This is a genomic window from Pseudomonas sp. Irchel 3E13, assembly GCF_900187455.1.
Classification (GTDB): Bacteria; Pseudomonadota; Gammaproteobacteria; order Pseudomonadales; family Pseudomonadaceae; genus Aquipseudomonas.
Genome location: NZ_FYDX01000023.1, coordinates 1 through 23,426, shown reverse-complemented (window position 1 = coordinate 23,426; position 23,426 = coordinate 1). Strand labels below are relative to the sequence as shown.

The window sequence follows — 23,426 nt, the reverse complement described above, 5'->3', positions numbered from 1 at the left end:
CTCCTACAGGTGCAACGCGTTTTCTCTGTAGGAGCGAGCTTGCTCGCGATGACCAGCCCCAATCCAACTGACCGACCCCACTCAGGGAGGAAATCCAAAAAAAGCCAGGAAGCCCCCAGCATGCCCCGACCAGCCTTGCGCCACACTCTCCCACCGTTGCTCTTGTCCTTGCCCCTGACCACCTTCGCCGCCACCGAGCCGCCCAAGGAAGAACGCCTGCCGAGCGTCACCGTGACCGCCGAGCACCGTCAGGAAAACCTGCAGAAAACCCCGGTGGCGATCAGCGCGTTCGACGAAAACACCCTGCGTGACCAGCAGATCAACAACATCCGCGACCTCTCCGGGCGGGTGCCGAACCTGACCCTCAACCGCCAGTCGATCTCCTACAGCGCGCAAACCTACGGCATCCGTGGCATCGGCGAGACCGACCCGATCCAGGAGGCGGCGGTGGCGGTGTACGCCGACGACCTGTACATCCCGCGGGCGATTTCCTCGATGCTCGACTTCAACGACGTCGAGCGTGTCGAAGTCCTGCGCGGTCCGCAAGGCACCCTGTACGGGCGCAACAGCGCGGCCGGGGCGATCCGCGTGATCACCCGCGACCCGGACCAGAAAACCCGCGCCTTCGTCGAGCTGGGCGCCGGCAATTACGATGCGCGCAACGGCCGCCTGCTGGTCAGCGGCCCGCTGGTCGACGACACCCTGTTCGGCAGCTTCTCCGCGGTGCGCCTGAGTCGCGACGGCACCGTGCACAACCGCACCCGCGACAAGGACGTCAACAACGTCGATATCCAGTCCTACCGCGGCAAGCTGCGCCTGGCCCCGGTGGATTCGCCATGGGACACGCAACTGACCCTGGCCGGCACCTTCGACCGCGGCGACACCACCAGCTACACGCCGTTCGACCCGGCCAACGGCCATTTCGACAAGTTCAAGACCTACAGCAGCCTCGACCCGAAAAACCGTCTCGACCAGGGCAGCGCGGTGCTGCGCTCGATCTACCACATCGATGACCAGTTGAGCGCCAAGTCGGTCACGGCCTGGTCGACCTTCGACCAGCCGGTGGATTACGACAACTCCGGCGAGGCCAACAGCGGCAACGCCGCGCCGGTGCAGAACAACCTGATCCACTACAAACAGCGCTACGCCACCCAGGAGTTCCAGCTCAACGGCGAGTACGAGCGCTTCAACTTCACCCTCGGCGCCTTCCTGTACAAGGAGCGCTTCCGCGCCGAACGCGACAGCCTGACCTATTCGGTCGCCGCCGACCGGGTCAACGCCAGCGGCCAGTACAGCACCACCGACACCGAAAGCTACGCGCTGTACGGCCAGGGCACCTACAAACTGACCTCGCGCCTGTCCGTCACCGGCGGCCTGCGCTACACCGCCGAGCACAAGAACTTCGACTACAAGAACTACCGCATCACCACGGCACGGGACATCACCGGCCTGAACTTCGAGGCCGAAACCAGCGAGAGCTGGGCCTCCTTCAGCCCGAAACTGGGGCTGGAATATGCCTGGACCGACAACCTGATCCAGTACGGTTACGTCGCCAAGGGCTTCAAGGCCGGCGGCTTCGACAACCGCGCGCCGACCCGTCTCGCCGCCTTGCAGGGCTTCGACCCGGAAAACGTCATCACCTACGAAACCGGGCTCAAGGGCGACTACCTCGACGGGCGTCTGCGCAGCAACATCGCGGTGTTCTACAACGACTACAAAGACCTGCAGACCAACGCCTGGGACCCGGCCATCAGCGCCAACCTGCGAACCAACGTCGGCAGCGCCCACAGCTATGGCGTGGAACTGGAAAACACCGCCCTGCTCAGCCGCGACCTGACCGCCACGGTCAACCTCGGCTTCCTCAAGGCCCAGTACGACGATTTCAAGAACGCCGCCGGGCCGGGTGTCGACGCCGACGGCAACTGGATGGTCTTCGCCCCGCGCTGGAACCTGGCGCTGGGGCTGAACTGGACCGTACCGGTGGACCTGCCGGGCGCGCTGGTGGCCGGCACCGACTGGCAGTTCCAGACCAAGTCGTACGCCAACGCGGTCAATGGCGACATCTATGAAGTCCCGGAACAAAGCTTCTGGAACGCCAACACCAGCTACAGCAGCGGCGACGGCCACTGGACCACCACCCTGGCGGTGAAAAACCTGCTCAACCGCGCGTACCCGCAGAGCATCGCGTACTCGGCGGCGAGCAGTACCGCGTATTACTCGGTGAACGACCCGCGGACGGTGACCTTGAGTGTGCGGTATGACCTGTGAGGCGGATTAGGCTCGTTTAACACTGATTCACCCGTGGGAGCTGGCTTGCCAGCGATGAGGCAGTCAGGGACACCGCGGGTGTCCGGCCTGGCCTCATCGCTGGCAAGCCAGCTCCCACAGTGGTTTCAGGGAGCCAGGGAGAGAAACACATCAATAATTTGCATATTAAAAATAAATAATAATTCCTAAAAAGAATAATATTCATATTCCAAAAAAGAATTTCCGCTGACGTTCTTATAAAAATAAGATCAATCCCAGACGACCTCGTCCCTCCTTCAAAAACGACAAACGCCAGGCGATCCACCTGCACCCAGACCCCGGGCCAGTGCCACGCAGTAACGGACTATGCCCGCATGCACATATCCCGATACCCGCACCTCAGCACCCTCACCACCGCCCTGCTGTTCGCCGGCTTTGCGCCCGCAACCCAGGCCGCGGACAAAGACGCCCGCCTCGATACCGTGACAGTGATTTCCACCGGTGTCCGCGGCCAGGCACGTACCGTCGCCGACAGCCCGGCGCCGATCGATGTGATCAACAGCGAGCAACTGCTCAAGACCGGCCGCGCCGAGTTGTCCGAAGCCATTTCCCGCCTGCTGCCGTCATTCAACTTCGGCACCAATATCGCCGGCTACAACTCGGTCACCCGGCCGCTGAGCAACCGCAGCCTGGGCCCGGCCTACACGCTGGTGCTGGTCAACGGCAAGCGCCGCCACAACGGCGCCGTCGGCCAGCGCGGCAATATCGACAACAGCGGCGCCAACGCGGTGGACATCGACCTGATCCCGGTCAGCGCCGTGGACCATATCGAAATCCTCAAGGACAGCGCCGCCGCCCAGTACGGCTCTGACGCGGTGGCCGGGGTGATCAATATCATCCTCAAGTCCAGCGCCTCCGGCGGGCATGTGGAAACCAGCTACGGCCAGCTCTATTCCGGCCAGGGCGAAACCATCAAGGTGGCCGGCGACCAAGGCTTCAAGCTCGGCGAAAGCGGTTTTGTGCACCTGTCCGCCGACGCCCGCAAACGCGGCGACGCCGCCTGGAACGACAAGGCCGACAGCAGCGTGCGGGCCTTCCGCGACCCGGTGAAGGAAGCCGCCTGGGACCGCGTCGCGATCAAGAACGGCGACCCCGAGATCAAGGCCTTCAACGTCGCCTACAACGCCGAACTGCCGCTGGACGCGCTGACCCTCTACTCCTACGCCACCTACGGCGAACGCGACGCCGAGGCCTACAACTATTTCCGCCTGCCCACCGGCACCGCATCGGTGCCGGAGCTGTTCCCCGACGGTTACTACCCGCTGAACAACATCAAGGACCGCGACTACCAGTTCCTGTTCGGCGGCAAGGGCGAACGCGCCGACTGGCACTGGGACCTGAGCACCACCTACGGGCGCAACAACATCCACCACTCCAGCGACTTCAACATCAACCCGTCGCTGGGCACCGCCACGCCCACCAGCTTCGACAACCTGGCGACCTTCCGCTTCGAGCAGTGGGTCAACAACTTCGACCTGACCCGCCGCTACGACAGCCTGTTCGGCCTGACCTCGCCGGTGCAGGTATCGGCCGGCCTCGAACACCGCTGGGAACGCTTCAGCACCTTCGCCGGCGAGCCCGCCGCGTACCTCACCGGCAACTACCCGGCGGCCTCCGGCGCCCAGGCGGCGGTGACCCTGCGTCCGGAAGACGAAGTCAGCCTGATCCGCAACAACTACGCGGCCTACCTGGACCTCGGCTTCGACCTCACCGACCGCTGGTTCCTCGACCTGGCCGGCCGCGTCGAGCACTACGATGACGACTCGGGCAACACCTTCGGCCTCAAGCTCAATTCGCGCTACGAACTGACCGATAGCGTCGCCGTGCGCGGCACCGTCGGCACCGGTTTCCGCGCGCCGTCGCTGACCCAGATCGGCTACACCGTGGCGGACAACCGCGTTGCCACCGACGTCAACGGCAACGTGGTCCCGGCCGTTACCCGCCTGACCCCGTCCGACAGCAGCCTGGCCGCGGCCCTCGGCGGCGACGCGCTGAAGCCGGAGAAGTCGCGCAACCTCGGCCTCGGCCTGACCTGGCAACCGGCGCCGCGCACCAGCATCACCGCCGACGCCTACCTGATCGATATCGACGACCGCATCACCCTGACCAGCAACATCTACGACCAGGGCAACGGCGTCATCACCAGCATTCTGCAAAGCCAGGGCGTGGCCCGTGGCACCTGGGTCAACTACTACACCAACGCCTACGACACCCGCACCAAGGGCCTGGATATCGTCGCCGACCACAGCACCGACTTCGGCGCCTGGGGTGACGTGCGCTGGAGCCTGGCGTTCAACTGGAACAAAACCAGCATCGAGGACGTGCGTGACACCCCCGCCTCCCTCGCCGGTTCCGGCGTGACCCTGGTGGGCCGCGACCGCGAAGGCGACCTGACCGTGGCCAGCCCGGAAACCAAGTGGATCCTCGGCGCCAACTGGAAGGTCAGCGACTTCGCGGTGAACCTGCAGACCACCCGCTTCGGCAGCGTCAAGACCCTCGCGGTCAACCCCAGCGGCGACCGCAGCTTCGGCGCCAAATGGATCACCGACCTCGACGTCGCCTACACCTTCTTCGATCAACTGACCCTCAGCGTCGGCGCCACCAACCTGTTCGACGTGCGCCCCGACAAGCACGCGGTGTACAGCCCGCTGGGCCTGGCGCCATACGGCAACCCGCCGTTCCATCCGGGCGGCGGCTACTGGTACAGCAAAATCGCCTACGACTTCTGATCAGCCCGGCCGCGCCGCCGGGATGCGGCGCGGCCCTCAACGAGGAATGCCCATGAGACTGCAACGAACCCTGGCCAGCGCGGCCATCCTGCTAGCCCTGGGCCTGACCCTGCCGGGCTGCTCGCCTTCGCAACCGGACGCACAGGCGGCCAGCACACTGAAAATCGCGTTCTGGAACGACAACACGCAGTTGGTCAGCATCGATCCATTCCAGGTCTATTGGCTGGAACACCGCGTGGTGCTGCGCAACGTGGTCGAGTCGCTGACCGACCAGGACCCGCAGACCGGCAACATCATTCCGTGGCTCGCCGAGCGCTGGGACATCAGCCCCGACGCCCGCGCGTACACCTTCTACCTGCGCCAGGGCGTGACCTTCAGCAACGGCGAGGTCTTCGACGCCCAGGCGGTGAAAACCGCCTTCGACAGCAACAAGGCCTTCGCCGCCGAACTGCCGAGCACCTTCGGCGCCACCTACCTGGCCGGCTACGACCACGCCGAAATCATCGACCCGCAGACCATCAAGCTGGTGCTGAGCAAACCCAACGCGGGCTTTCTCCAGGCCACGTCCACCACCAACCTGTCGATCCTCGCGCCCGAGTCCTACCGCAAGAGCGCCAAGGAGCGCTCCCTTGGCGCGGTGATCGGCAGCGGCCCGTTCAAGCTCGAGCACTACACCCCGGAAACCGGCCTGAAGCTGGTCCGCCGCGACGGCTACACCTGGGCTTCGGCCAACGTGCAGAACAAGGGCGACGCGCACCTGTCCGCCATCGAAGTCAGCTACGTGCCGGAAGACAGCGTGCGCAACGGCCTGTTCCTGCAGGGCAAGGTGGACATCCTCTGGCCGCGGGTGCCGTTTTCCGAAGTCGACCTGCAACTGCTGCAACGCAACGACGCCACCATCCAGAGCCGCTCCCTGCCGGGTCCGGCCTGGAACCTCTACCCCAACACCCGCGACAACCGCATCCTCGCCGACCACAACGTGCGCCTGGCCGTGCAAAAGGCCATCGACCGCAAGAGCTACGCCAGCACCGTCTACAACGCCGCCTTCCCGGTGGTGGACGGCGTGTACGACGTGACCACGCCGTTCTTCCGCAGCCAGGGCGACAAACTGGCCTACGACCCGCAAGGCGCGGCGAAGCTGCTGGATGACGCCGGCTGGCGCCTCGGCGCGGACAACTACCGGCAGAAGGACGGCAAGCGCCTGACCCTGGTCTACAACCTGGCCGGCAAGGAAACCGCCGGCGACGTACTGATCCAGGACCAACTGCGCCAGGTCGGCATCGACATCAGGCTGAAGGTGCAAACCACCGCCGAGTGGGCCGCCGCCAACGCCGCCGGCAACTACGACCTGACCTACACCTACATGACCCGCGCCGACCCGATCATCCTGCAGACCATCCTCGATCCGCGCACCGCCAACAGCGCCACCCTGGCCACCAACACCTACACGCCGACCGTGCTGCCGCAGGCTCAGGCGCTGTTCGACGCCGGCCTCACCGCCACCGCGCCGCAACAACGCGCCGACGCCTACGGCCAGTTGCAAGACCTGCTGATCGATCAGGGTTCGGCGATCCCGGTGTACGAGCGGGTCTGGCAGGCGGCGACCTCCAAGCGCGTGCAGAACTTCCGCTGGAGCGCCGAAGGTTTTGCCTTCCTCAATGACATCGAGGTCAAGCCATGAGCCGCTACCTGCTCGGCCGCATCGCCCAGGCCGCGCTGGTGCTCTGGGGCGCCTACACCATTACTTACTTCATTCTCTACCTGCTGCCGGGCGACCCGCTGAGCATCATGCTCAGCGCCTCGGGCATGGAAATCGATGCGCTGTCGCCCGAGCAACTGGCCAAGGCCCGCGCCTATTACGGCCTCGACCAGGGCCTGCTGGAGCGTTACGTGGACCTGCTGCTGGGCGTATTGCAGGGCGACCTGGGCCAGTCGCTGACCCTCAGCCGCCCGGTCACCGCGATCCTCGCCGAACGCCTGCCGCAAACCCTGGCCCTGGCCGGGCTGGCGATCCTCCTGTCGCTGGTCGGCGGGGTCGGCCTGGCTTATCTCGCCGCCTATGTGCGCTGGCAGCCACTGAAAATCGCCCTCGCCCGCCTGCCGGCGCTGGGCTTTTCGGTGCCGGTGTTCTGGATGGGCCTGCTGCTGATCCAGATCTTCGCTTTTGGCCTCGGCTGGTTTCCGGCCACCGGCAGCCTCGGGTTCGAGAGCCTGGTCCTGCCCGCGGTGACCCTGGCGATCCCCAGCGCCGCGGTGTATGCCCAGGTCTTGCAACGCGGCTTCCAGGACATCTGGCGCGAGCCCTACATCACCACCGCCTACGCCAAGGGCCTGAGCCGGGCCCAGGTGCAGGCCCGCCACGGTTTCCGCAACGCCGCCCTGCCGCTGCTGACGCTGATCGGCCTGCAGGTCGGCAACACGGTGTCCGGCGCGGTGCTGGTGGAAACCATCTTCGCCCGCAACGGCGTCGGCCGGCTGGTCCAGGAGGCCGTGCTGCGCCAGGACATTCCGCTGGTGCTGGCGGTGGTTGCGGTGTCCGCCGCCGCCTTCGTGCTGGTCAACCTGCTGGTGGACCTGCTCTACCCGATCCTCGACCCGCGCATTACCCATGCGCCCAAGGTGACCTGAGATGACCGTCCTGCAACGTCGCTTCTCGACTGCCGTGCAAACCCCTCACTGGCGCCCGCGCCGTCGCCTGCAACGGCTGCTGGACCAGGCCGGACCGCTGCTGCGCCGGCCCGGCTTCGTGCTGGCCCTGGCGCTGGTGCTGTTCACCCTGCTGGCGGCCTTGGTGCCCGGCCTGTTCACCAGCGTCGATCCCTACGCCACCCAGCCCGCGGCGAAACTGCTGCCGCCCAGCGCCACGCACTGGTTCGGCACCGATGAACTGGGCCGCGACCTCTACACGCGGGTGCTGTACGGCTCACGGCTTTCGGTGCTCGCGGCCTTGCTGGCGGTCGGTCTGGCGCTGGTGGTCGGGCTCGGTCTGGGGATCGTCTCGGGCTTTATCGGCGGGCGCCTGGACGCGGTGATCATGCGGGTGGTCGATGTGCTGCTGGCCCTGCCCGGCCTGCTGCTGGCCCTGGCAATCGTCACCGCGATCGGCTTCGGCACGGTGCCGGTGGCGATCGCCGTGGGCGTCGGGATCATTCCCGGCTTCGCCCGAACCACCCGCGCCGAAGTGCTGCGGATCAAGACCCTGCCCTACGTCGAAGCGGCGCGGCTGGGCGGCGCGAGCTGGGGCCGCACCCTGCTGCGCCATGTGCTGCCCAATGCCTGGGGCCCGGTGGCGGTGCTCGCCACCCTCGACGTCGGCGCGGCGATCCTCGCCACCGCCGGCCTCAGCTTCCTCGGCTTCGGCGCCGCGCCGCCCGCGGCGGAATGGGGCACGCTGATCGCCAACGGTCGCCATTTCCTTATCACCGCGCCGTGGGTGTCGCTGCTGCCGGGGCTGTTCCTGGTGCTGGTGGTGTTCAGCCTCAACCATCTCGCCCGCACTTTCGAGGAGGTCCAGCGATGAGCCGCCTGATCGACGTCAAGGACCTGCGGGTCAGCTATCACAACGCCGGGCGCGTTACCGAAGCGGTGCGCGGGGTGAGTTTTCACCTCGAGCCGGGCGAGACCCTGGCCATCGTCGGCGAGTCCGGCTCGGGCAAGACCACCGTGGCCGGCGCCCTGCTCGGCCTGCTGCCGCTGACCGCGCGGATCGACGGCGGCAGCCTCGTGGTCGACGGCCACGACATCAGCCACGCCAGCGACAAGGTCAAGCAACAGTTGCGCGGCCGGGTGGTCGGGCTGGTGCCACAGGACCCGATGGTCAGCCTCAACCCGACCCTGAGCATCGGCAAGCAGATCGGCGAAAGCCTGATCCTGCGCCATGGCCGGCGCTATCCGGGGCTGGACGCCGATGTACTGGAGTTGCTGGAACAGGTGGGCATCGACAACCCCGCGCTGCGCGCCGTGCAGTATCCCCATGAGCTATCCGGCGGCATGCGCCAGCGCGTGCTGATTGCCATTGCCCTCGCCGGCGAGCCGAAGCTGATCATCGCCGACGAACCCACCAGCGCCCTCGACGTGACAGTGCAGAAACGCATCCTCGATCACCTGGAGCAACTGGTGAAAGCGCGGGGCATCGCGCTGGTGATCATCACCCACGACCTCGGCGTCGCCGCCGACCGCGCCGACCGGGTGCTGGTGATGAGGAACGGTGAAGTGGTGGAAACCGGCGCGGCGCGGGAGGTGCTGTCCGCCCCCAGCCACGCCTACACCCGCGACCTGCTGGCCGCCGCGCCGGCCTTCGGCGAAACCCGCCGGCCAGAGCCCGTGGACACCCGTGGGGCGCGGCCGCTGCTGAGTTTCGAGGACGTCGGCAAAGACTTTCGCCTGCCCCGGCATGCCGGCGCGCAGCAGAGTTTCCAGGCGTTGCAGGGGCTGAGCCTGAATGTCTATCCACGGCAGACCCTGGCCATCGTCGGCGAATCCGGCTCGGGCAAAAGCACCAGCCTGCGCATCGCCCTCGGCCTCGATCACCCCAGCCGTGGCCGCGTGCGCTTCGACGGCCAGGACATCGGCGGCCTGAGCTGGAAGCAATTCAGGCCGCTGCGCCAGCGCATGCAACTGGTGCAACAGAACCCGTTTGCTGCGCTGGACCCGCGTTTCAGCATTTACCAGAGCGTGGTCGAGCCGCTGGTGTCGTTCGGCCTGCTCAAGGGCCGCGAACTGGAACAGGCCGCGCGACAACTGATGGACCAGGTGCAATTGCCCGCCAGCTACCTTGATCGCCTGCCGCGGGAACTGTCTGGCGGCCAGCGCCAGCGCGTCGCCATCGCCCGGGCCCTGGCGCTCAAGCCTGACTTGCTGTTGCTGGATGAGCCGGTGTCGGCGCTGGACGTGTCGGTGCAGGCGCAGATCCTCGACCTGCTGCGTGAACTGCAGGCGGAACTGGGCGTGGCGTATGTGCTGGTGTCCCATGACCTGGCGGTGGTCGCCAGCCTGGCCCATGAAGTGGTGGTGTTGCGCCAGGGGCAGGTGGTGGAACAGGGGGCGGCGCAGGATGTACTGGAAAGGCCGCAGGACCGCTATACCCGGGAGTTGCTGGAGGCGGTGCCGGGCAGGAGGTTGGCGGTGGCTTAGACTTATCGCTGGCAAGCCAGCTTGCCGGCGATGAGGCCATCAACATCAACCAAAAATCCCGGCCAAAAGACCGGGATTCTTTATTCCAACAACCGTTACTTGATCACCCCACAAGCAAACCGCGCCGCCCCACCACCCAGCGGCGCCGGATGATCCGAGTGGTTATCGCCACCGGCATGAATCATCAGCGCATGGCCTTTGAGCTCGTCCAGGTTCTTGATCTTCGGCGCCAGCAGCGGCTGCGCGGCCTTGCCGTCGGCGGTGACGATCAGCGCCGGCAGGTCGCCCATGTGGCCGCCGTCATCCCACGGGAAGCTGTGCTTGCCGGTGTTCTTTGGATCCCAGTGCCCACCGGCACCGCCAGCCGGGACCGGCTTGCCGTCGGCTTCGGTTGGCGCGCAGCTCGGGTTGGCATGAACGTGGAAGCCATGCACGCCCGGCGCCACGCCACTCAACTCCGGGGTGAACACCGCGCCATACGGGCTCTGGGTGATAGTGACGAACCCGACGCTCTTGCCTTCGCCCTGGGCGCTGGCTTCCTTGAGCTCGACCTTGAGGGAATCGGCGGCATTCACCGCGGCGCTGGCGCACAGGGCAACGGTCAGAGCAATCCACTTTTTCATGATGCACGTTCCTTATTACAGAGAAAAATCGCTTTGGAGCTTAGTCAAAAAGCCCTTCCGGGTTCGAACAAAAATCAACCGCAGCAACAACTTGATAACTATGGCCGCAGCAACCCGGTTCAGTTCCCCCTCGAACGTCATAAAGGGGTCATCGCTTCCCGCTCAAACTCATGCCAATATGACATCACTCTCGCCAACCAGGGACCGGTAATGAGCTTTTCGATCGGCTGTTCGCCTTCCGCCAACGGAAAACCCGCGCCCCTCAATGTCCGCATGCCTCGCACCCTTTTACTGGAGCACGGCCGAGCTGTGCCTGCGCTCCTGTATCACCCACAGCACTTCCGTGCTGAATAACCCCAACCGGCAACTGATAGCGTTTCTAGGAGAACACGGCATGAACGGCACTCGGATCGCACTCGCGGATATCGTCGCCTACCCCGCTTACCAACGACTCAAGGAAGGCTTGTCGAGCCTCGGACATGTCGCCTCAGGTCGCATGGGCCTCGGCTTGCAGGGGGTTGACCTGCAGCAGTTGAAGACGCCCCGCGCCAGCGCCGACGACCATTTCGTCTGGCCGAGATACCAGGACCTGGTGCTGAGCGAAGGTGGCATCACCTGCACCGAAGCCTGCTTCGTTGCCTGGGGCGGCGTGGTGAACGACGCCATCTACGAATTTCTCACCCCGACCACTGCGGGCATTCCGGATATTTCCGTCGGTTTGGGTCTGTGGTGCACCCAGGACGCTCCCGAGGCGGAACTGCTCATGGCCAGCCTGCTCAACAGCCTGACTGAATTTACCCAGACGCAATGGAACCTCAGCACCTTTTACCGTGACGGTGGCTACGGCCCGGTGGTGTTGCTGTCGGCGCACCGCTCGCTGATCGACCTGCACGTCCAGGCCGACGGTGGCGACCTGGACCAGATCGCTGCGGATTTCTTCGACCTGCATGGCCAGGCTGTGCTTCAGGTCCTGTCGCAACGCTTCGACAACGATGAAAGCCTGGACAGCCGGCTGCTTGCCCTGACCTACGGCACCACCGAGCTGCCCGTCTTCGACTCGATTTCCAAAGCCTGATTTCACTAAGGGCCAAGCCCCCTGCGACATTTCGCCCGCCCCCGCGGGCGTGACCCACGGGCCAGTCGGCCTGTCTTCCAGATGCGCGCCCTCAGTGGGCGCGACATCCGCAGACAATCACAACAATACGGCTGACCCATGCACCCCCAACGCACCGCCTTGCACAACGAGCTGCATGCTCGCCCCTCCCTGTATTTCGACGCCCCGGCCCATGTCTTTCACCTGGCGTTCATCGGTGGCCAGCAACCCTGCAACGCCCTGCTCCAGCGCTGCCGCCTGGACGCCGTCGATACCGACGCGGTCCAGGGCATCACGCAATTCGACGGCTGCCCGTTCAAATGGGAACGCCACTCCGAGTTTTTCACCCTGACCCTGGTCCAGCCCAGCGCCAGCGCCGATCCGCAGTGGAGCGGCCTGCCCCCTGCCCTGGCCGACGCCATCGAGCCCTACCGCGAGCAACTGATCAACGCCATGCAACTGGTGGTGCGCGAGGAGCCGGGCCTGGACTTCGCCAGCTACGGCTTCAAAGACCCCAGCGGCTCCAGCGTGGGCGGTGGCGATGCGGTGGTGTGGAGCGACTTTCGCCTGGACGACGAGGGCGTCAACCGGTTGCTGTTCGTCAATCGCCGGCTCAATGCCTACCGGCTCGGGCGCATGGTGCGCCGGCTGCTGGAGCTTGAGACCTACCGGATGATGGCCTCCCTGGCGTTGAGCACGGCCAAGGACCTCAGCCCGCAACTGGACGGTTTCGACCGGACGCTGGTCCATCTTTCACAGCGCAATGCCGGCGCCAGCGGCGTGCAGGCCAAAGTGTTGCTGGAAGACATCGTCGAACTGTCGCGACAGGTGGTCGCCAGCACGGTGAAAAGCCGCCACCGCTTCAGCGCGACCCAAGCCTACGCGCAACTGGTGTTCGAGCGGCTGACGGAACTGCGTGAGGGCAACGTCGAGGATTACCAGCGCCTGGGTGTGTTCATCGAACGACGCTTCAAACCCACCGTGCGCTACTGCGCGGCGACCGAACAGCGGCTGGATCACCTGGCCAAGGGCGTGGCCAACCTTGGCGACCTGTTGCAGGCGCGGGTGCAGGTGGACATGGAGGAACAGAACGCCGAGATCCTGCGCAGCCTGGCTGCCCGGGCCGAGTCGCAGATCAAGATTCAGCGGGCGGTAGAAGGTTTGTCGATCATCGCGATCACCTATTACCTGCTGAGCCTGTTCAAGTTGCTGTATGCGGGGCTGGATACGTTGGGCGCACACATTGCGCCGCGGGATGCGCTGCTGGGACTGGCGCCAGTGGTGGGGTTGATGCTGGGGGTGATTCTGCTGCGGATCAGGAAGGCCAAGCAGCATTGAGTTTGGGGCATCGCGAGCGAGCTCGCTCCTACAAGAAGATCCGCGGACCGGTAGGAGCGAGCTCGCTCGCGATGATTACACCATCAGGCCGCTTTCTTCAGCGCCCGGTAGTGCACAACCATACCCATCATTGCCACGACTGCCGCCGCCGCGCCGGTGGAGATCACCAGAATCTGGTACTCCTCGACGAACGCCATGGTCACCAGGCAGCCCACGATGAACACGATGCTCAGGTAGGTCAGCCAAGGGAACAGCCACATTTTCAGGCGGATCTGCTTGCCTTCGGCTTCCAGCTTGCGGCGCATTTTCAGTTGCGAGCAGGCGATTACCAGGTACACCAGCATGGCGATCATGCCGGTGGTGTTCATCAAGGTGTCCAGTACGTCTTTCGGACGCAGGGCCTCGTTGAAGTTGATCAGGGCGCAGATCACTGCAACAGCGCACGAACCGATGATCGCGAAGACCGGTACGCCGGTGCCGGCACGGGTCATCTTGAAGATCTTCGGTGCGTCACCACGGGTCGCCAGCGAGAACATCATGCGCGAGGCGGTGTAGTGAGCCGAGATCAGGCAACTGCTGACCGAAGTCAGGACCACGAAGTTCATCACGAACTCGGCGCCCGGAATGCCCAGCAGTTCCAGGGTGCGGCGGTACGAACCGTAGCCGGAGGTGCCCATCAGCGGGTCATTCCACGGCACCAGGCAGACGATCAGGAAGATCGAGCCGATGTAGAACAGGCACACGCGCCAGACCACCGAGTTGGTTGCCTTGACGATCTGACCGGCCGGGTCTTTCGACTCGGAGGCGGCGATGGTGACGATTTCTGCACCGAGGAAGGCGAACATCGCACCCAGCATCGCCACCACCACGGACTCGATGCCGTTCGGCATGAAGCCGCCGTGGGCGGTCAGGTTGGCCATGCCGCTGACTTCACCGGTCGGCCACAGGCTCATCACTGCGGCCAGGCAGACCACCAGGAAGCAGACAATGGCCACGACCTTGATCAGGGCGAACCAGAACTCGAACTCACCGTAGTGCTTGACGTTGAAGAAGTTCACGCAGATCAGCGCCAGGGTGGCAATCAGCACGAAGCTGTTGATGCTCACCGAGGGGAACCAGCCGTGCAGGATCTTGCCGGCGACGTAGGCTTCCCACGCCATCAGGATCACCCAGTAGCCCCAGTACAGCCAGCCGATGGTGAAACCGGCCCAGCGACCAATGGCGCGCTCGGCATAGGTGGAGAAGGAGCCGGTGTCCGGCGAGGACGTCGCCATTTCACCGAGCATGCGCATGACCAGCACCACCAGGATGCCGCCCGCCAGGTACGCCAGTACCGCGGCCGGGCCGGCGCTGTGGATCACGCTGCCGGAACCGACGAACAATGCGCCGCCGATAACGCCGGCGATCGACATCATGGTCAAGTGACGTGATTTGAGCGAAGCCGCCAGCTTGCTCTCGTGCCCCGACTTCTCCGCAGAAGTCGATGTGGATGTTGCGTCCATCAGTGGTCTACCCCGTGTTCTTTTTATCCAAGGAAACTCAACCGGGGCGCGACATGACGTCGCGCCCCCTACTGCATCAGTTGCTCTGATTCGACGTGCACGACGCTGCCCGGGCCGACGAACGGCTAATGCTGGGCAGCTTTTGTGTCGTACTCAGGCTCGTCCGGTGGGCCTGAAAGGTGCTGCAAGAACGCTGTTTCCGACGATTTCACACGCCGGTATCAGCGGGAGAGACACAAGGGCTGGGCCTTGCATCGAGAATTCATGGTTCGACGAGCGGTTGTTCATGAAGCTTCACGGCATTGATCTAGCGGTAACTGCTACCTAATGTAAAAATGTACGGCCTCAAGAGCCATGCACAGCGCGCACTAATCGTCACTGCACTGTACAGGCCGTCAATGCAATACAGCGCATGCGCGGCCGGCGTTACGCTCACTCGAAGGCACTGCTTCCCCATGTTCGAACTACGCCCCGATGCCTCGCCCCCGTTGGTCAACCAGATCATCAACGGGTTGCGCGAAGCGATCGAGAACCAGACTCTCAAGCCCGGCGCCAAGGTGCCATCGATCCGCGCCTTCGCCGCGAAATATTCGGTGAGCACCTTCACCGTGGTCGAAGCCTATGACCGCCTGGTGGCCCAGGGGCTGCTGGTCAGCCGCGGCACCGCCGGCTTCTTCGTCAACCGCACCGCCGGCGACCTGATCGATCCCCAGGCCAGCGAACCGGACCCGGCCAAGCCGGCGTTCAACTCCGAGTGGTACTTGCAACAGATCTTCGAAAGCCGGCAACTGGCGTTCAAGCCCGGTTGCGGCTGGCTGCCCAACGACTGGATGTTCGAGGACGGCCTGCGCCGCGGCCTGCGCCAGGTCGCCAGCAGCGTCATGGAACTGAGCGGCTACGGCGACCCCATGGGCCTGGCCGAACTGCGCACCCTCACCGCGCAGAACCTGCAACAGGACCTGCGCATCGTCGTGCCGCCCAACCAGTTGATGCTCACCCACGGCGCCAGCCAGGCGCTGGACCTGGCGGTGCGCACGCTGGTCAAGCCCGGCGACGTGGTGCTGGTGGACGATCCCGGCTACCCGAACCTGATGAGCATCCTGCGCTTCCAGGGCGCGACCCTGCTCGGCGTGCCGCGCACGCCCAACGGTTACGACCTGGAGCACCTGGAGCGGCTGCTCGACCATCACCGCCCGACCGTGTTTTTCACCCAGCCGCACCTGCACAGCCCGACCTGCTCGCGAACCCCGCTGGTGCAGTTGCACCGTTTACTGCAACTGGCGACCCAGCACGGCTTCCTCCTGGTGGAAAACAACCTCTACGCCGACATGATCGAAGAGCCGCAACCGTGCCTGACCACCCTCGACCACCTGCAGCAGGTGGTCTACGTCGGCAGCTATTCGAAGAGCATCTCGCCCAACGTGCGGGTCGGCTACATGCTGGCCAACCCGGAACTGATGCAGCGCCTAGTGCAACTGAAAATGCGTTCCGGGCTGACCACCTCCCAGGTGATGGAACGGGTGGTCTACGCCGCCATCACCGACGGCCGCTGGCGCAAGCATCTCAAGCGCCTGCGCCAGCGCCTGGCCGAAGCGCATCAGGAAGTGGGCCGGCAACTGGCGCGACTGGGTTTCGAACGGTTCATCGAATCGGACGAAGGCATGTACATCTGGACCCGCCACCCGGCCATCGCCGACAGCGCCGCGCTGGTGGACGACGCCCTCGACCAGGGCATCATGCTCGGCCCTGGCCAGTTGTTCCTAGTGGACTCCCAGGCCACCGGCTGGATGCGCTTCAACGTCGCCTTCAGCACCGACCCGGCATTGTGGGAGCAACTGGAGAAGTTGCTGGTCAAGCATATTCGCGGGGCGAAAGAGCGGTGATGGGTGGCGTGCGCTTGCCTTGACCCACCGGCGATCCCATGACATTTGCGCCAGTTCCCGGCCGCAGGGGCGGAAAAAGGTCGAATGGTCGCCGCGCCACGACTGGCGCTAGCATCGGTCAACCAAAAAGAAAGACAGAGGCCGGTCATGACAAGCACGAATTTCAAGGATCATTTCTCCAGCGGCTCGGCCGGCTACGCGGCCTACCGACCGGGCTACCCGCTGGAACTGATCGACGAACTGACCAGCATCAGCCCCGGCACCGGCCGGGCGCTGGATTGCGGTTGCGGCACCGGGCAACTGTCGGTGCTGCTGGCCGAGCGCTTCGACGAGGTGCTGGCCACCGACGCCAGCGCCGCGCAGATCGCCGCCGCTGAACCCCGCGAAGGCGTGATCTACCGCACCGCCCAGGCCGAAGACAGCGGCCTGGCGGAAAACAGCGTCGACCTGATCACCGTCGCCCAGGCCGCCCACTGGCTGGACCTCGACCTTTTCTACGCCGAGGCCCGGCGCATCGCCCGGCCACAAGCGGCCATCGCCCTGATCACCTATGGCGTGCTGCACCTGGAAGGCGAGCTGGACCGTCACCTGCAGCAGTTCTACTACCACGACATCGCCAGCTACTGGCCGCCCGAGCGGCGCCATGTGGAAACCGGCTACCGCGACCTGCCCTTCCCCTTCACGGCAATCGAGGTGCCGCCGCAAGTCATCGAGATGCAGTGGACCCTGGCGCAGTTGATCGGCTACCTGAACACCTGGTCGGCAGTGAAGGCCGCGCAAAAAGCCCTCGGCGCCAACCCAGTGGACACCCTGGCGCAACACCTCGCCGAAGAATGGGGCGACCCGGCCACCCGCCGCCGGATCACCTGGCCGCTGACCATCCGCGCCGGGCGCCTTCGTGACTGAAACCGGGGGGCGGGCGGCCGTTGGCAAATCTTCCGGCCACGGAACCATTTGCATAGCCGAATGATCCGAGTCACATTCGCCGCCAATAGTGGCACGGCGCCAAACAATTCCCCTTCGGCAGTGCTACTGTCGAATACCGGTAGCGTGGGTAAACCGGACCTCTTTCTCAGGAGCAATCACGAACATGGCAGCATTCAGCACCAGTACGCTCGACGCGATCAAATCCCAACGCAGTCAATTGCTGAGCGAATGGACCAAGGGCCTGGAAGCCAGCGGCTCGACCCGCAACCTCAAGGAGCACGATCTGCAACAGCAGACCTCGGAGTTCCTGCAACTGGTGACCAGCGGGCTGGAGAACAACAGCGGCACCAATATCAATGTCCCGGGCTGGGAAGAAACCCGTCAGTTCCTCGAAAAACTCTCCCATAGCCGCGCCCTGCTCGGCCATGACTCGCACCAGACCGCCAACTTCATTTTCTCCCTCAAGGGCCCGCTGTTCGGCCTGCTGCAAAGCCACTACCGTGACGATCCGGCGCAACTAGCCGAACAGCTCTGGGAAATCTCCGAGCTGCTCGACGCCTTCGGCATGCACACCATCCGCACCTTCCAGAAGTCCCGCGAGTCGGTGATCAAGCGCCAGCAGGAAGAACTGCTGGAACTGTCCACCCCGGTGGTCAAGCTGTGGGACGGCGTGCTGGCGCTGCCGATGATCGGCACCCTCGACTCGCAACGCACCCAGGTGGTGATGGAGTCGCTGCTGCAACGCATCGTCGATACCGGCGCCGAGATCGCCATCATCGACATCACTGGCGTTCCAACCGTCGACACCCTGGTCGCCCAGCACCTGCTCAAGACCGTCACCGCCATCCGTCTGATGGGTGCCGACTGCATCATCAGCGGCGTGCGTCCGCAGATCGCCCAGACCATCGTCCACCTGGGCCTGGACCTGCAAGGCGTGGTGACCAAGGCCAACCTGGCTGACGCCCTGAAACTCGCGCTGACCCGCCTGGGCATCAGCATCGTCAAGCCGGTCTGAACCCATGGAGCGCATTCCAATTCTGCAAATGGGCGAGTTCCTGCTGGTGACCATCCAGGTCGACATGCATGACCAACTCGCCATGACCCTCCAGGACGACCTGTCCGAGCGCATCAGCCGCACGTCCGCCAAGGGCGTGCTGATCGATATTTCCGCGCTGGACATGGTCGATTCCTTTATCGGCCGGATGATCGGCACCATTTCCGGCCTGTCGAGCATCATGGATGCCCGCACGGTGCTGGTGGGCATGCAGCCCGCGGTGGCGATCACCCTGGTTGAACTTGGCATGACCCTGCCCGGCGTCAGCACGGCACTGAACGTCGAGCGGGGCATGCGTCTGCTCCAGGAACGAGTAGCCCGACAATGATCGTGCGCAGCAGCGGCACCCAACCGATCCGCCTGGAACAGGATGTAGTGCTGGCACGCCAGACCGCGCGCAAGGTCGCCGCCGAGTGCGGCATGCGCCTGATCGACCAGACCAAACTGGTCACCGCGGTCAGCGAGCTGGCCCGTAACACCATGGTCTACGGCGGCGGCGGCGACATGGAATGGCAGGTGCTGGAAGACGGGCCGCGCGTGGGCCTGCGCCTCAAGTTCAGCGACAACGGCCCCGGCATTCCCGATATCCGCCTGGCCATGACTGACGGCTGGACCTCCGGCAGCGGCCTGGGCCTGGGCCTGTCGGGTGCCAAGCGGCTGGTGGAAGAATTCGAACTGGACACCGCGCCCGGCGAGGGCACCCGCATAACGATCACCCGATGGACGTGACTATCGCGGGTGCGCTGACTCAGGTCCTGCTCATCGAAGACGTCAGCCAGATCGGCTATGCCCGCCGTACCACGCAAAAGCTCGCCGAACAGCTCGGCTTCAACGAAGGCGATGCCGGGCGGGTGGCGCTGGTTACCACGGAACTGGCGAGCAACTTGCTCAAGCACGCCGCACGGGGCGAGCTGCACGTGCAGACGGTGCCCGGTAAAACCGGCGTCGGCGTGGAAATCTTGGCGATCGATCGCGCCGGCGGTTTCGACCGCGAGGCCTGCCTGACCGACGGTTTCTCCACCCGCGGCACCCAGGGCATCGGCCTGGGCGCGATAGCGCGCCAGGCGGAAGTCTTCGACATGTACGCCGACGACCGTGGCGCGGTGCTGCTGACGCGCTTCTATGCCGGCGGCCAGCGCAACGCCGACCTGCGTTTCGGCGCCAGCCAGCACTCGCTGCACAACGACCCGGCCTGCGGCGACTGCTGGCAACTGATGCTGTCGAGCAACGGCATCAGCGCGCTGGTGGTGGATGGCCTGGGCCATGGCGAAGAGGCCGAACGCGCCGCCCTGGCCGGCCGCAAGGTGTTCGCGAGCATGCCCTTCGCCGCGCCCCAGGACCTGTTTCAGGACATGCACCAGGCGATGATCGGCAGCCGCGGCGGCGCGGTGGCGGTGGCGCAGTTCAACGCCAACAGCGACAGCCTGCGCTTCACCGGCATCGGCAATATCGGCGCCAACCTGATCGGCCCGGAAAAACTCCGCGGCCTGACCTCGCACCCAGGCATCGTCGGGGTGCAATACCGGAAAGCCCAGCCCTTTGACTATGCTCACGTGAACGGAAATCTATTGATCATGTACAGCGATGGCCTGCAGTCCCGATGGAACCTGCGCGACTATCCCGGCCTGGTGCATCGCCATCCGGCGGTGATCGCCGCCGTCCTGCACCGCGACTTCTGCCGTGGCCGCGACGACGCCACGGTACTGGTCGTCGCCCTGGAGGCTACTCATGGCTGACCTGTCCACCCTCAGCGAAGAACAGCGCGCGCTGTTCCAGCGCCTGGAAAACGAGACCGAGGCGCTGCGTGCCGAACTGGAAGAAACCAACCAGGGCGTCCTCGCGCTGTACTCGGAACTCGACACCCAGGCCGAACAACTGCGCCAGGCCTCGGACCTGAAAAGCCGCTTCCTGTCCTACATGAGCCACGAATTCCGCACCCCGCTGGGTTCGATCCTGAGCATCACCAGCCTGCTCGCCGACGAACTGGACGGCCCGCTGAGCCCCGAACAGCACAAGCAGGTGGCCTTCGTCAGCAACGCCACCCGCGAGCTGAGCGACATGGTCGACGACCTGCTCGACCTGGCCAAGATCGAGGCCGGGCGCATCACCATCTCCCCCGGTTGGTTCGACATGCTCGACCTGTTCGCCGCCCTGCGCGGCATGTTCCGCCCGATCATCAACACCGCCGAAGTGGCGCTGATCTTCGAGGAACCGCTGGGCTTGCCACGGCTTTACACCGACGACAAGAAGCTCGCGCAGATCCTGCGCAACTTCATTTCCAACTCGCTGAAGTTCACCACCAGCGGCGAAGTACGCGTCTCGGCCAGCCTGGAAAGCCCGGACAAGGTGCGTTTCGCCGTGAGCGACACCGGCATCGGTATCGCCCCGGAACTGCACAACGCGCTGTTCGAAGACTTCTCCCAGGTCGACTCGCCGTTGCAGAAACGCCTGCGCGGCACCGGCCTCGGCCTGTCGCTGTGCAAGCGCTTCGCCGCCCTGCTCGGCGGCGAAGTCGGGGTGCAGAGCGAGCCCGGGATGGGTTCGACCTTTTTCGTCATCATTCCGCTGGCGGTCGCCATGGAGTCTGTCGATGAAACGTGACATCCGCCTGTTGATCGTCGACGACAACGTCGCCACCCGCTACGCTTTGCGCCGACGCCTCGACCGCCACGGCTACGAGGTCCTCGAAGCGGGCACCGGCGGCGAAGGCCTGGCCCTGATCGAGCGCGAGCGACCCGATGCGCTGATCCTCGACGTCAACCTGCCGGACATGAGCGGCTTCGATATCGTCCGTAAACTCCGTGCCGACCCGCTTACCGCCCTGCTGCCGGTGATCCACGTCTCCGCAGCTTCAATCCAGACCGGCGACATCATCACCGGTCTCGACGCCGGGGCCGACGCCTACCTGATCCACCCCGTGGACCCGGACGTGCTGCTGGCGACCCTGCGCACCCTGCTGCGGGTTCGCGACACCGAACACGCACTGCGCGAGAGCGAGGCGCGCTTTCGCGAGATCTTCACCAACGTCACGGCGCCCATCGCTGTGCTCGACGCCAACCTGACCGTCCACGAATGCAACCACGCCTTCGCCCGGCTGCTGCCGAACAACGGCGACCCGGACGCCCTGCACGACTGCCTGGAAGATAACCCGTCGGCCACGATCGGCGAGTTGCGCCTGCGCCTGGCCGACGGCGAGCGCTGGAAAGGCACGCTGAACATGCGGGTCAGGGGTGAACGACGGGAAACCGAGTGGCAGATTTCACCCTACCGCACGCCGGGCTCCAGCCTGGTGTTCGTCGAGGACGTCACCGAGCACCGCCACCGCGAACGCTCGCACCGGGCGCAACTGGACGACGCCAACACCCAACTGGCGAAAGAGGTCGCCGAGCGCGCCCGCACCGAGGCACAACTGCTGCAGGTGCAGAAAATGGACGCCCTCGGCAAGCTCACCGGCGGTATCGCCCACGACTTCAACAACCTGCTTACCGGGATCATCACCAGCCTGGAGCTGATCCGTAAACAGACCAGCGGGCAGCCGGCGGGCAAGCTCCAGATCTATGCCGACGCCGCGCTCAACTCCGCCACCAGCGCCGCCTCGCTGACCCACCGCCTGCTGGCCTTCGCCCGCCAGCAGCCGCTGGACACCCGTCCGGTGGACATCAACGAGCACGTGCGCTCGCTGGAAGAACTGCTGATCCGCACCATCGGCGAACGCATCGCCCTCAAGCTGGAACTCACCGATCAACCGGCCACCGCGCTGGTCGACCCGGTGCAACTGGAAAGCGCGGTGCTGAACCTTGTGATCAACGCCCGCGATGCCCTGCCCCAGGGCGGCACTATCTGGGTCACCACGCAAAGCGCCAACGCCCTCGGCAACCCCAAGCTGCAGGACGGCGCGTACGTTTCGCTGTCGGTGCGCGATGACGGTATCGGCATCGACCACAGCGTGATCGACAAGGTCTTCGAACCCTTCTTTACCACCAAGCCGCTGGGCCAGGGCACTGGCCTCGGGCTGTCGACCATCTACGGCTTCGCCCGCCAGTCCGGCGGCGACGCCTACCTCCGCAGCGTGATCGGCCGGGGCACGGAAGTGACCATGATCCTCCCGGCCAGCAGCGCTCCGTCGCTGCCCAGCGTGGTGCCGGACAGCGTCAACCCGCAGGGGCATGGTGAACACTTGCTGATCGTCGAAGACATGCCGGCGGTGCGGATGTTCGTCAGTGAAGTGCTGCTGGATGCCGGCTACCGCTGCACGGCGGTGGAAAGCATCGAGCTGGCGCTGGAGAACCTGCAGAACGATCCGTCCATCGAGTTGCTGCTGACCGATGTCGGCCTGCCGCGCATGAGCGGCCGTGAACTGGCCGATGTCGCCCGGGGCTGGCGGCCGACGCTGCCGATCCTGTTCATGACCGGGTACGCCCAGAGCGCGCTCAACCGCCAGGCCTTTCTTGCGCCGGGCATGGACATGCTGTTCAAACCGTTCCAGATCGGCGAGTTGCTGGACAAGGTGAGGCGGGCGCTGGATGGCGGCGGCGCGGTGCCGGTTGCCTGACGCGGAAATCTGGGGTTTGGGTGTTGGTGCAAAATGGGCGAAATCTGAAGCGACCCCGTCCTTGTGGGCGCTGGCTTGCCAGCGCCCGCCCCTCGCGAGCAAGCTCGCTCCTACACAAAAGTGAGCCGCGCCCCAAAAGTTGGACAGTAATTGTGTAAGGCTACGCGGCCTGTGCTCTGTAGGCTACAGGGCTCAGGCCGCCGAGCTTCATCTTGATGCGTTCGTGGTTGTAGTAGCGGATGTACTCGTCAATTCCGACACGTAGTTGGTCGATCGTCTCGAAGC

19 protein-coding genes are annotated in these 23,426 nt (G+C 65.0%); 16 read left to right on the top strand and 3 right to left on the bottom strand.

The window, feature by feature from the left end; all coding sequences use genetic code 11:
• Positions 1-120: 120 nt before the first annotated feature.
• The 6 genes from CKW37_RS29525 (at position 121) to CKW37_RS29500 (ending at position 10,169) form a co-directional block, all read left to right on the top strand.
• Entirely contained in the window at positions 121-2,268 is a 2,148-nt protein-coding gene (locus CKW37_RS29525; protein WP_095159642.1) for a TonB-dependent receptor, read from the top strand.
• A gap of 353 nt (positions 2,269-2,621) precedes the next feature.
• A complete protein-coding gene (locus tag CKW37_RS29520) occupies positions 2,622-5,036 on the top strand; it encodes a TonB-dependent siderophore receptor (protein WP_095159641.1) in 2,415 nt (804 codons plus the stop codon).
• Between the two features lie 52 nt (positions 5,037-5,088).
• Complete coding sequence (locus tag CKW37_RS29515) at positions 5,089-6,717, top strand: ABC transporter substrate-binding protein (RefSeq protein ID WP_095159640.1); 1,629 nt, start codon at positions 5,089-5,091, stop codon at positions 6,715-6,717.
• Positions 6,714-7,664 carry an ABC transporter permease gene (locus CKW37_RS29510; RefSeq protein ID WP_095159639.1) on the top strand — a complete coding sequence of 317 codons (951 nt, stop codon included), beginning with the start codon at positions 6,714-6,716 and terminating at the stop codon, positions 7,662-7,664. Before CKW37_RS29515 ends, CKW37_RS29510 begins: the two co-directional genes overlap by 4 nt.
• 1 nt (position 7,665) lies before the next feature.
• Positions 7,666-8,556, top strand: coding sequence for an ABC transporter permease (locus CKW37_RS29505; RefSeq protein ID WP_095159638.1), 891 nt, complete (start codon positions 7,666-7,668; stop codon positions 8,554-8,556).
• Positions 8,553-10,169 (top strand): ABC transporter ATP-binding protein, encoded by a 1,617-nt coding sequence (locus CKW37_RS29500; protein WP_095159637.1) that lies wholly within the window; start codon positions 8,553-8,555, stop codon positions 10,167-10,169. The genes CKW37_RS29505 and CKW37_RS29500 overlap by 4 nt, the downstream gene beginning before the upstream one ends.
• A 95-nt stretch (positions 10,170-10,264) precedes the next feature.
• Here CKW37_RS29500 and sodC read toward each other — a convergent pair whose 3' ends face one another.
• Positions 10,265-10,792 carry a superoxide dismutase family protein gene (gene sodC / locus CKW37_RS29495; RefSeq protein WP_095159636.1) on the bottom strand — a complete coding sequence of 176 codons (528 nt, stop codon included), beginning with the start codon at positions 10,790-10,792 and terminating at the stop codon, positions 10,265-10,267.
• A gap of 394 nt (positions 10,793-11,186) precedes the next feature.
• Here sodC and CKW37_RS29490 point away from each other — a divergent pair, with 394 nt between their 5' ends.
• Positions 11,187-11,867, top strand: coding sequence for a hypothetical protein (locus tag CKW37_RS29490; RefSeq protein WP_095159635.1), 681 nt, complete (start codon positions 11,187-11,189; stop codon positions 11,865-11,867).
• Between the two features lie 138 nt (positions 11,868-12,005).
• Positions 12,006-13,223 carry a DUF3422 domain-containing protein gene (locus tag CKW37_RS29485; protein WP_095159634.1) on the top strand — a complete coding sequence of 406 codons (1,218 nt, stop codon included), beginning with the start codon at positions 12,006-12,008 and terminating at the stop codon, positions 13,221-13,223.
• Positions 13,224-13,306: 83 nt separating this feature from the next.
• On the opposite strand, the gene CKW37_RS29480 is transcribed toward CKW37_RS29485, so the two are convergent.
• Entirely contained in the window at positions 13,307-14,725 is a 1,419-nt protein-coding gene (locus tag CKW37_RS29480) for an amino acid permease (protein ID WP_095159633.1), read from the bottom strand.
• Between the two features lie 455 nt (positions 14,726-15,180).
• On the opposite strand from CKW37_RS29480, the gene CKW37_RS29475 reads away from it, so the two are divergent.
• From CKW37_RS29475 to CKW37_RS29440, 8 genes are all read left to right on the top strand, one after another.
• A complete protein-coding gene (locus CKW37_RS29475; protein ID WP_095159632.1) occupies positions 15,181-16,608 on the top strand; it encodes a PLP-dependent aminotransferase family protein in 1,428 nt (475 codons plus the stop codon).
• 147 nt (positions 16,609-16,755) lie between these two features.
• Positions 16,756-17,514, top strand: a complete 759-nt coding sequence (locus CKW37_RS29470) for a class I SAM-dependent methyltransferase (RefSeq protein WP_095159631.1) — start codon at positions 16,756-16,758, stop codon at positions 17,512-17,514.
• A gap of 184 nt (positions 17,515-17,698) precedes the next feature.
• Positions 17,699-18,550, top strand: a complete 852-nt coding sequence (locus tag CKW37_RS29465; RefSeq protein ID WP_095159630.1) for an STAS domain-containing protein — start codon at positions 17,699-17,701, stop codon at positions 18,548-18,550.
• 4 nt (positions 18,551-18,554) lie between these two features.
• On the top strand, positions 18,555-18,917 hold the full coding sequence (locus tag CKW37_RS29460; protein ID WP_095159629.1) for an STAS domain-containing protein: 363 nt from the start codon (positions 18,555-18,557) through the stop codon (positions 18,915-18,917).
• A complete protein-coding gene (locus CKW37_RS29455) occupies positions 18,914-19,318 on the top strand; it encodes an anti-sigma regulatory factor (RefSeq protein WP_095159628.1) in 405 nt (134 codons plus the stop codon). The genes CKW37_RS29460 and CKW37_RS29455 overlap by 4 nt, the downstream gene beginning before the upstream one ends.
• Positions 19,309-20,325: an ATP-binding protein gene (locus tag CKW37_RS29450; protein WP_371864349.1), complete on the top strand. Its 1,017-nt coding sequence runs from the start codon at positions 19,309-19,311 to the stop codon at positions 20,323-20,325. Before CKW37_RS29455 ends, CKW37_RS29450 begins: the two co-directional genes overlap by 10 nt.
• Positions 20,318-21,190: a sensor histidine kinase KdpD gene (locus tag CKW37_RS29445; RefSeq protein WP_095159627.1), complete on the top strand. Its 873-nt coding sequence runs from the start codon at positions 20,318-20,320 to the stop codon at positions 21,188-21,190. Before CKW37_RS29450 ends, CKW37_RS29445 begins: the two co-directional genes overlap by 8 nt.
• Complete coding sequence (locus tag CKW37_RS29440; RefSeq protein ID WP_095159626.1) at positions 21,180-23,141, top strand: response regulator; 1,962 nt, start codon at positions 21,180-21,182, stop codon at positions 23,139-23,141. The genes CKW37_RS29445 and CKW37_RS29440 overlap by 11 nt, the downstream gene beginning before the upstream one ends.
• 160 nt (positions 23,142-23,301) lie before the next feature.
• Here the strand turns inward: CKW37_RS29440 and CKW37_RS29435 are convergent.
• A partial coding sequence (locus CKW37_RS29435) for an IS3 family transposase (RefSeq protein ID WP_143501896.1) occupies positions 23,302-23,426 on the bottom strand: 125 nt, incomplete at its 5' end.

Excerpts from the sequence above, each read along its gene's own strand:
- CKW37_RS29525 (WP_095159642.1), top strand. The coding sequence starts at position 121 with ATGCCCCGACCAGCCTTGCGCCACACTCTCCCACCGTTGCTCTTGTCC.
- CKW37_RS29520 (WP_095159641.1), top strand. The coding sequence starts at position 2,622 with ATGCACATATCCCGATACCCGCACCTCAGCACCCTCACCACCGCCCTG.
- CKW37_RS29515 (WP_095159640.1), top strand. The coding sequence starts at position 5,089 with ATGAGACTGCAACGAACCCTGGCCAGCGCGGCCATCCTGCTAGCCCTG.
- CKW37_RS29510 (WP_095159639.1), top strand. The coding sequence starts at position 6,714 with ATGAGCCGCTACCTGCTCGGCCGCATCGCCCAGGCCGCGCTGGTGCTC.
- CKW37_RS29505 (WP_095159638.1), top strand. The coding sequence starts at position 7,666 with ATGACCGTCCTGCAACGTCGCTTCTCGACTGCCGTGCAAACCCCTCAC.
- CKW37_RS29500 (WP_095159637.1), top strand. The coding sequence starts at position 8,553 with ATGAGCCGCCTGATCGACGTCAAGGACCTGCGGGTCAGCTATCACAAC.
- sodC (WP_095159636.1), bottom strand. The coding sequence starts at position 10,792 with ATGAAAAAGTGGATTGCTCTGACCGTTGCCCTGTGCGCCAGCGCCGCG.
- CKW37_RS29490 (WP_095159635.1), top strand. The coding sequence starts at position 11,187 with ATGAACGGCACTCGGATCGCACTCGCGGATATCGTCGCCTACCCCGCT.
- CKW37_RS29485 (WP_095159634.1), top strand. The coding sequence starts at position 12,006 with ATGCACCCCCAACGCACCGCCTTGCACAACGAGCTGCATGCTCGCCCC.
- CKW37_RS29480 (WP_095159633.1), bottom strand. The coding sequence starts at position 14,725 with ATGGACGCAACATCCACATCGACTTCTGCGGAGAAGTCGGGGCACGAG.
- CKW37_RS29475 (WP_095159632.1), top strand. The coding sequence starts at position 15,181 with ATGTTCGAACTACGCCCCGATGCCTCGCCCCCGTTGGTCAACCAGATC.
- CKW37_RS29470 (WP_095159631.1), top strand. The coding sequence starts at position 16,756 with ATGACAAGCACGAATTTCAAGGATCATTTCTCCAGCGGCTCGGCCGGC.
- CKW37_RS29465 (WP_095159630.1), top strand. The coding sequence starts at position 17,699 with ATGGCAGCATTCAGCACCAGTACGCTCGACGCGATCAAATCCCAACGC.
- CKW37_RS29460 (WP_095159629.1), top strand. The coding sequence starts at position 18,555 with ATGGAGCGCATTCCAATTCTGCAAATGGGCGAGTTCCTGCTGGTGACC.
- CKW37_RS29455 (WP_095159628.1), top strand. The coding sequence starts at position 18,914 with ATGATCGTGCGCAGCAGCGGCACCCAACCGATCCGCCTGGAACAGGAT.
- CKW37_RS29450 (WP_371864349.1), top strand. The coding sequence starts at position 19,309 with ATGGACGTGACTATCGCGGGTGCGCTGACTCAGGTCCTGCTCATCGAA.
- CKW37_RS29445 (WP_095159627.1), top strand. The coding sequence starts at position 20,318 with ATGGCTGACCTGTCCACCCTCAGCGAAGAACAGCGCGCGCTGTTCCAG.
- CKW37_RS29440 (WP_095159626.1), top strand. The coding sequence starts at position 21,180 with ATGAAACGTGACATCCGCCTGTTGATCGTCGACGACAACGTCGCCACC.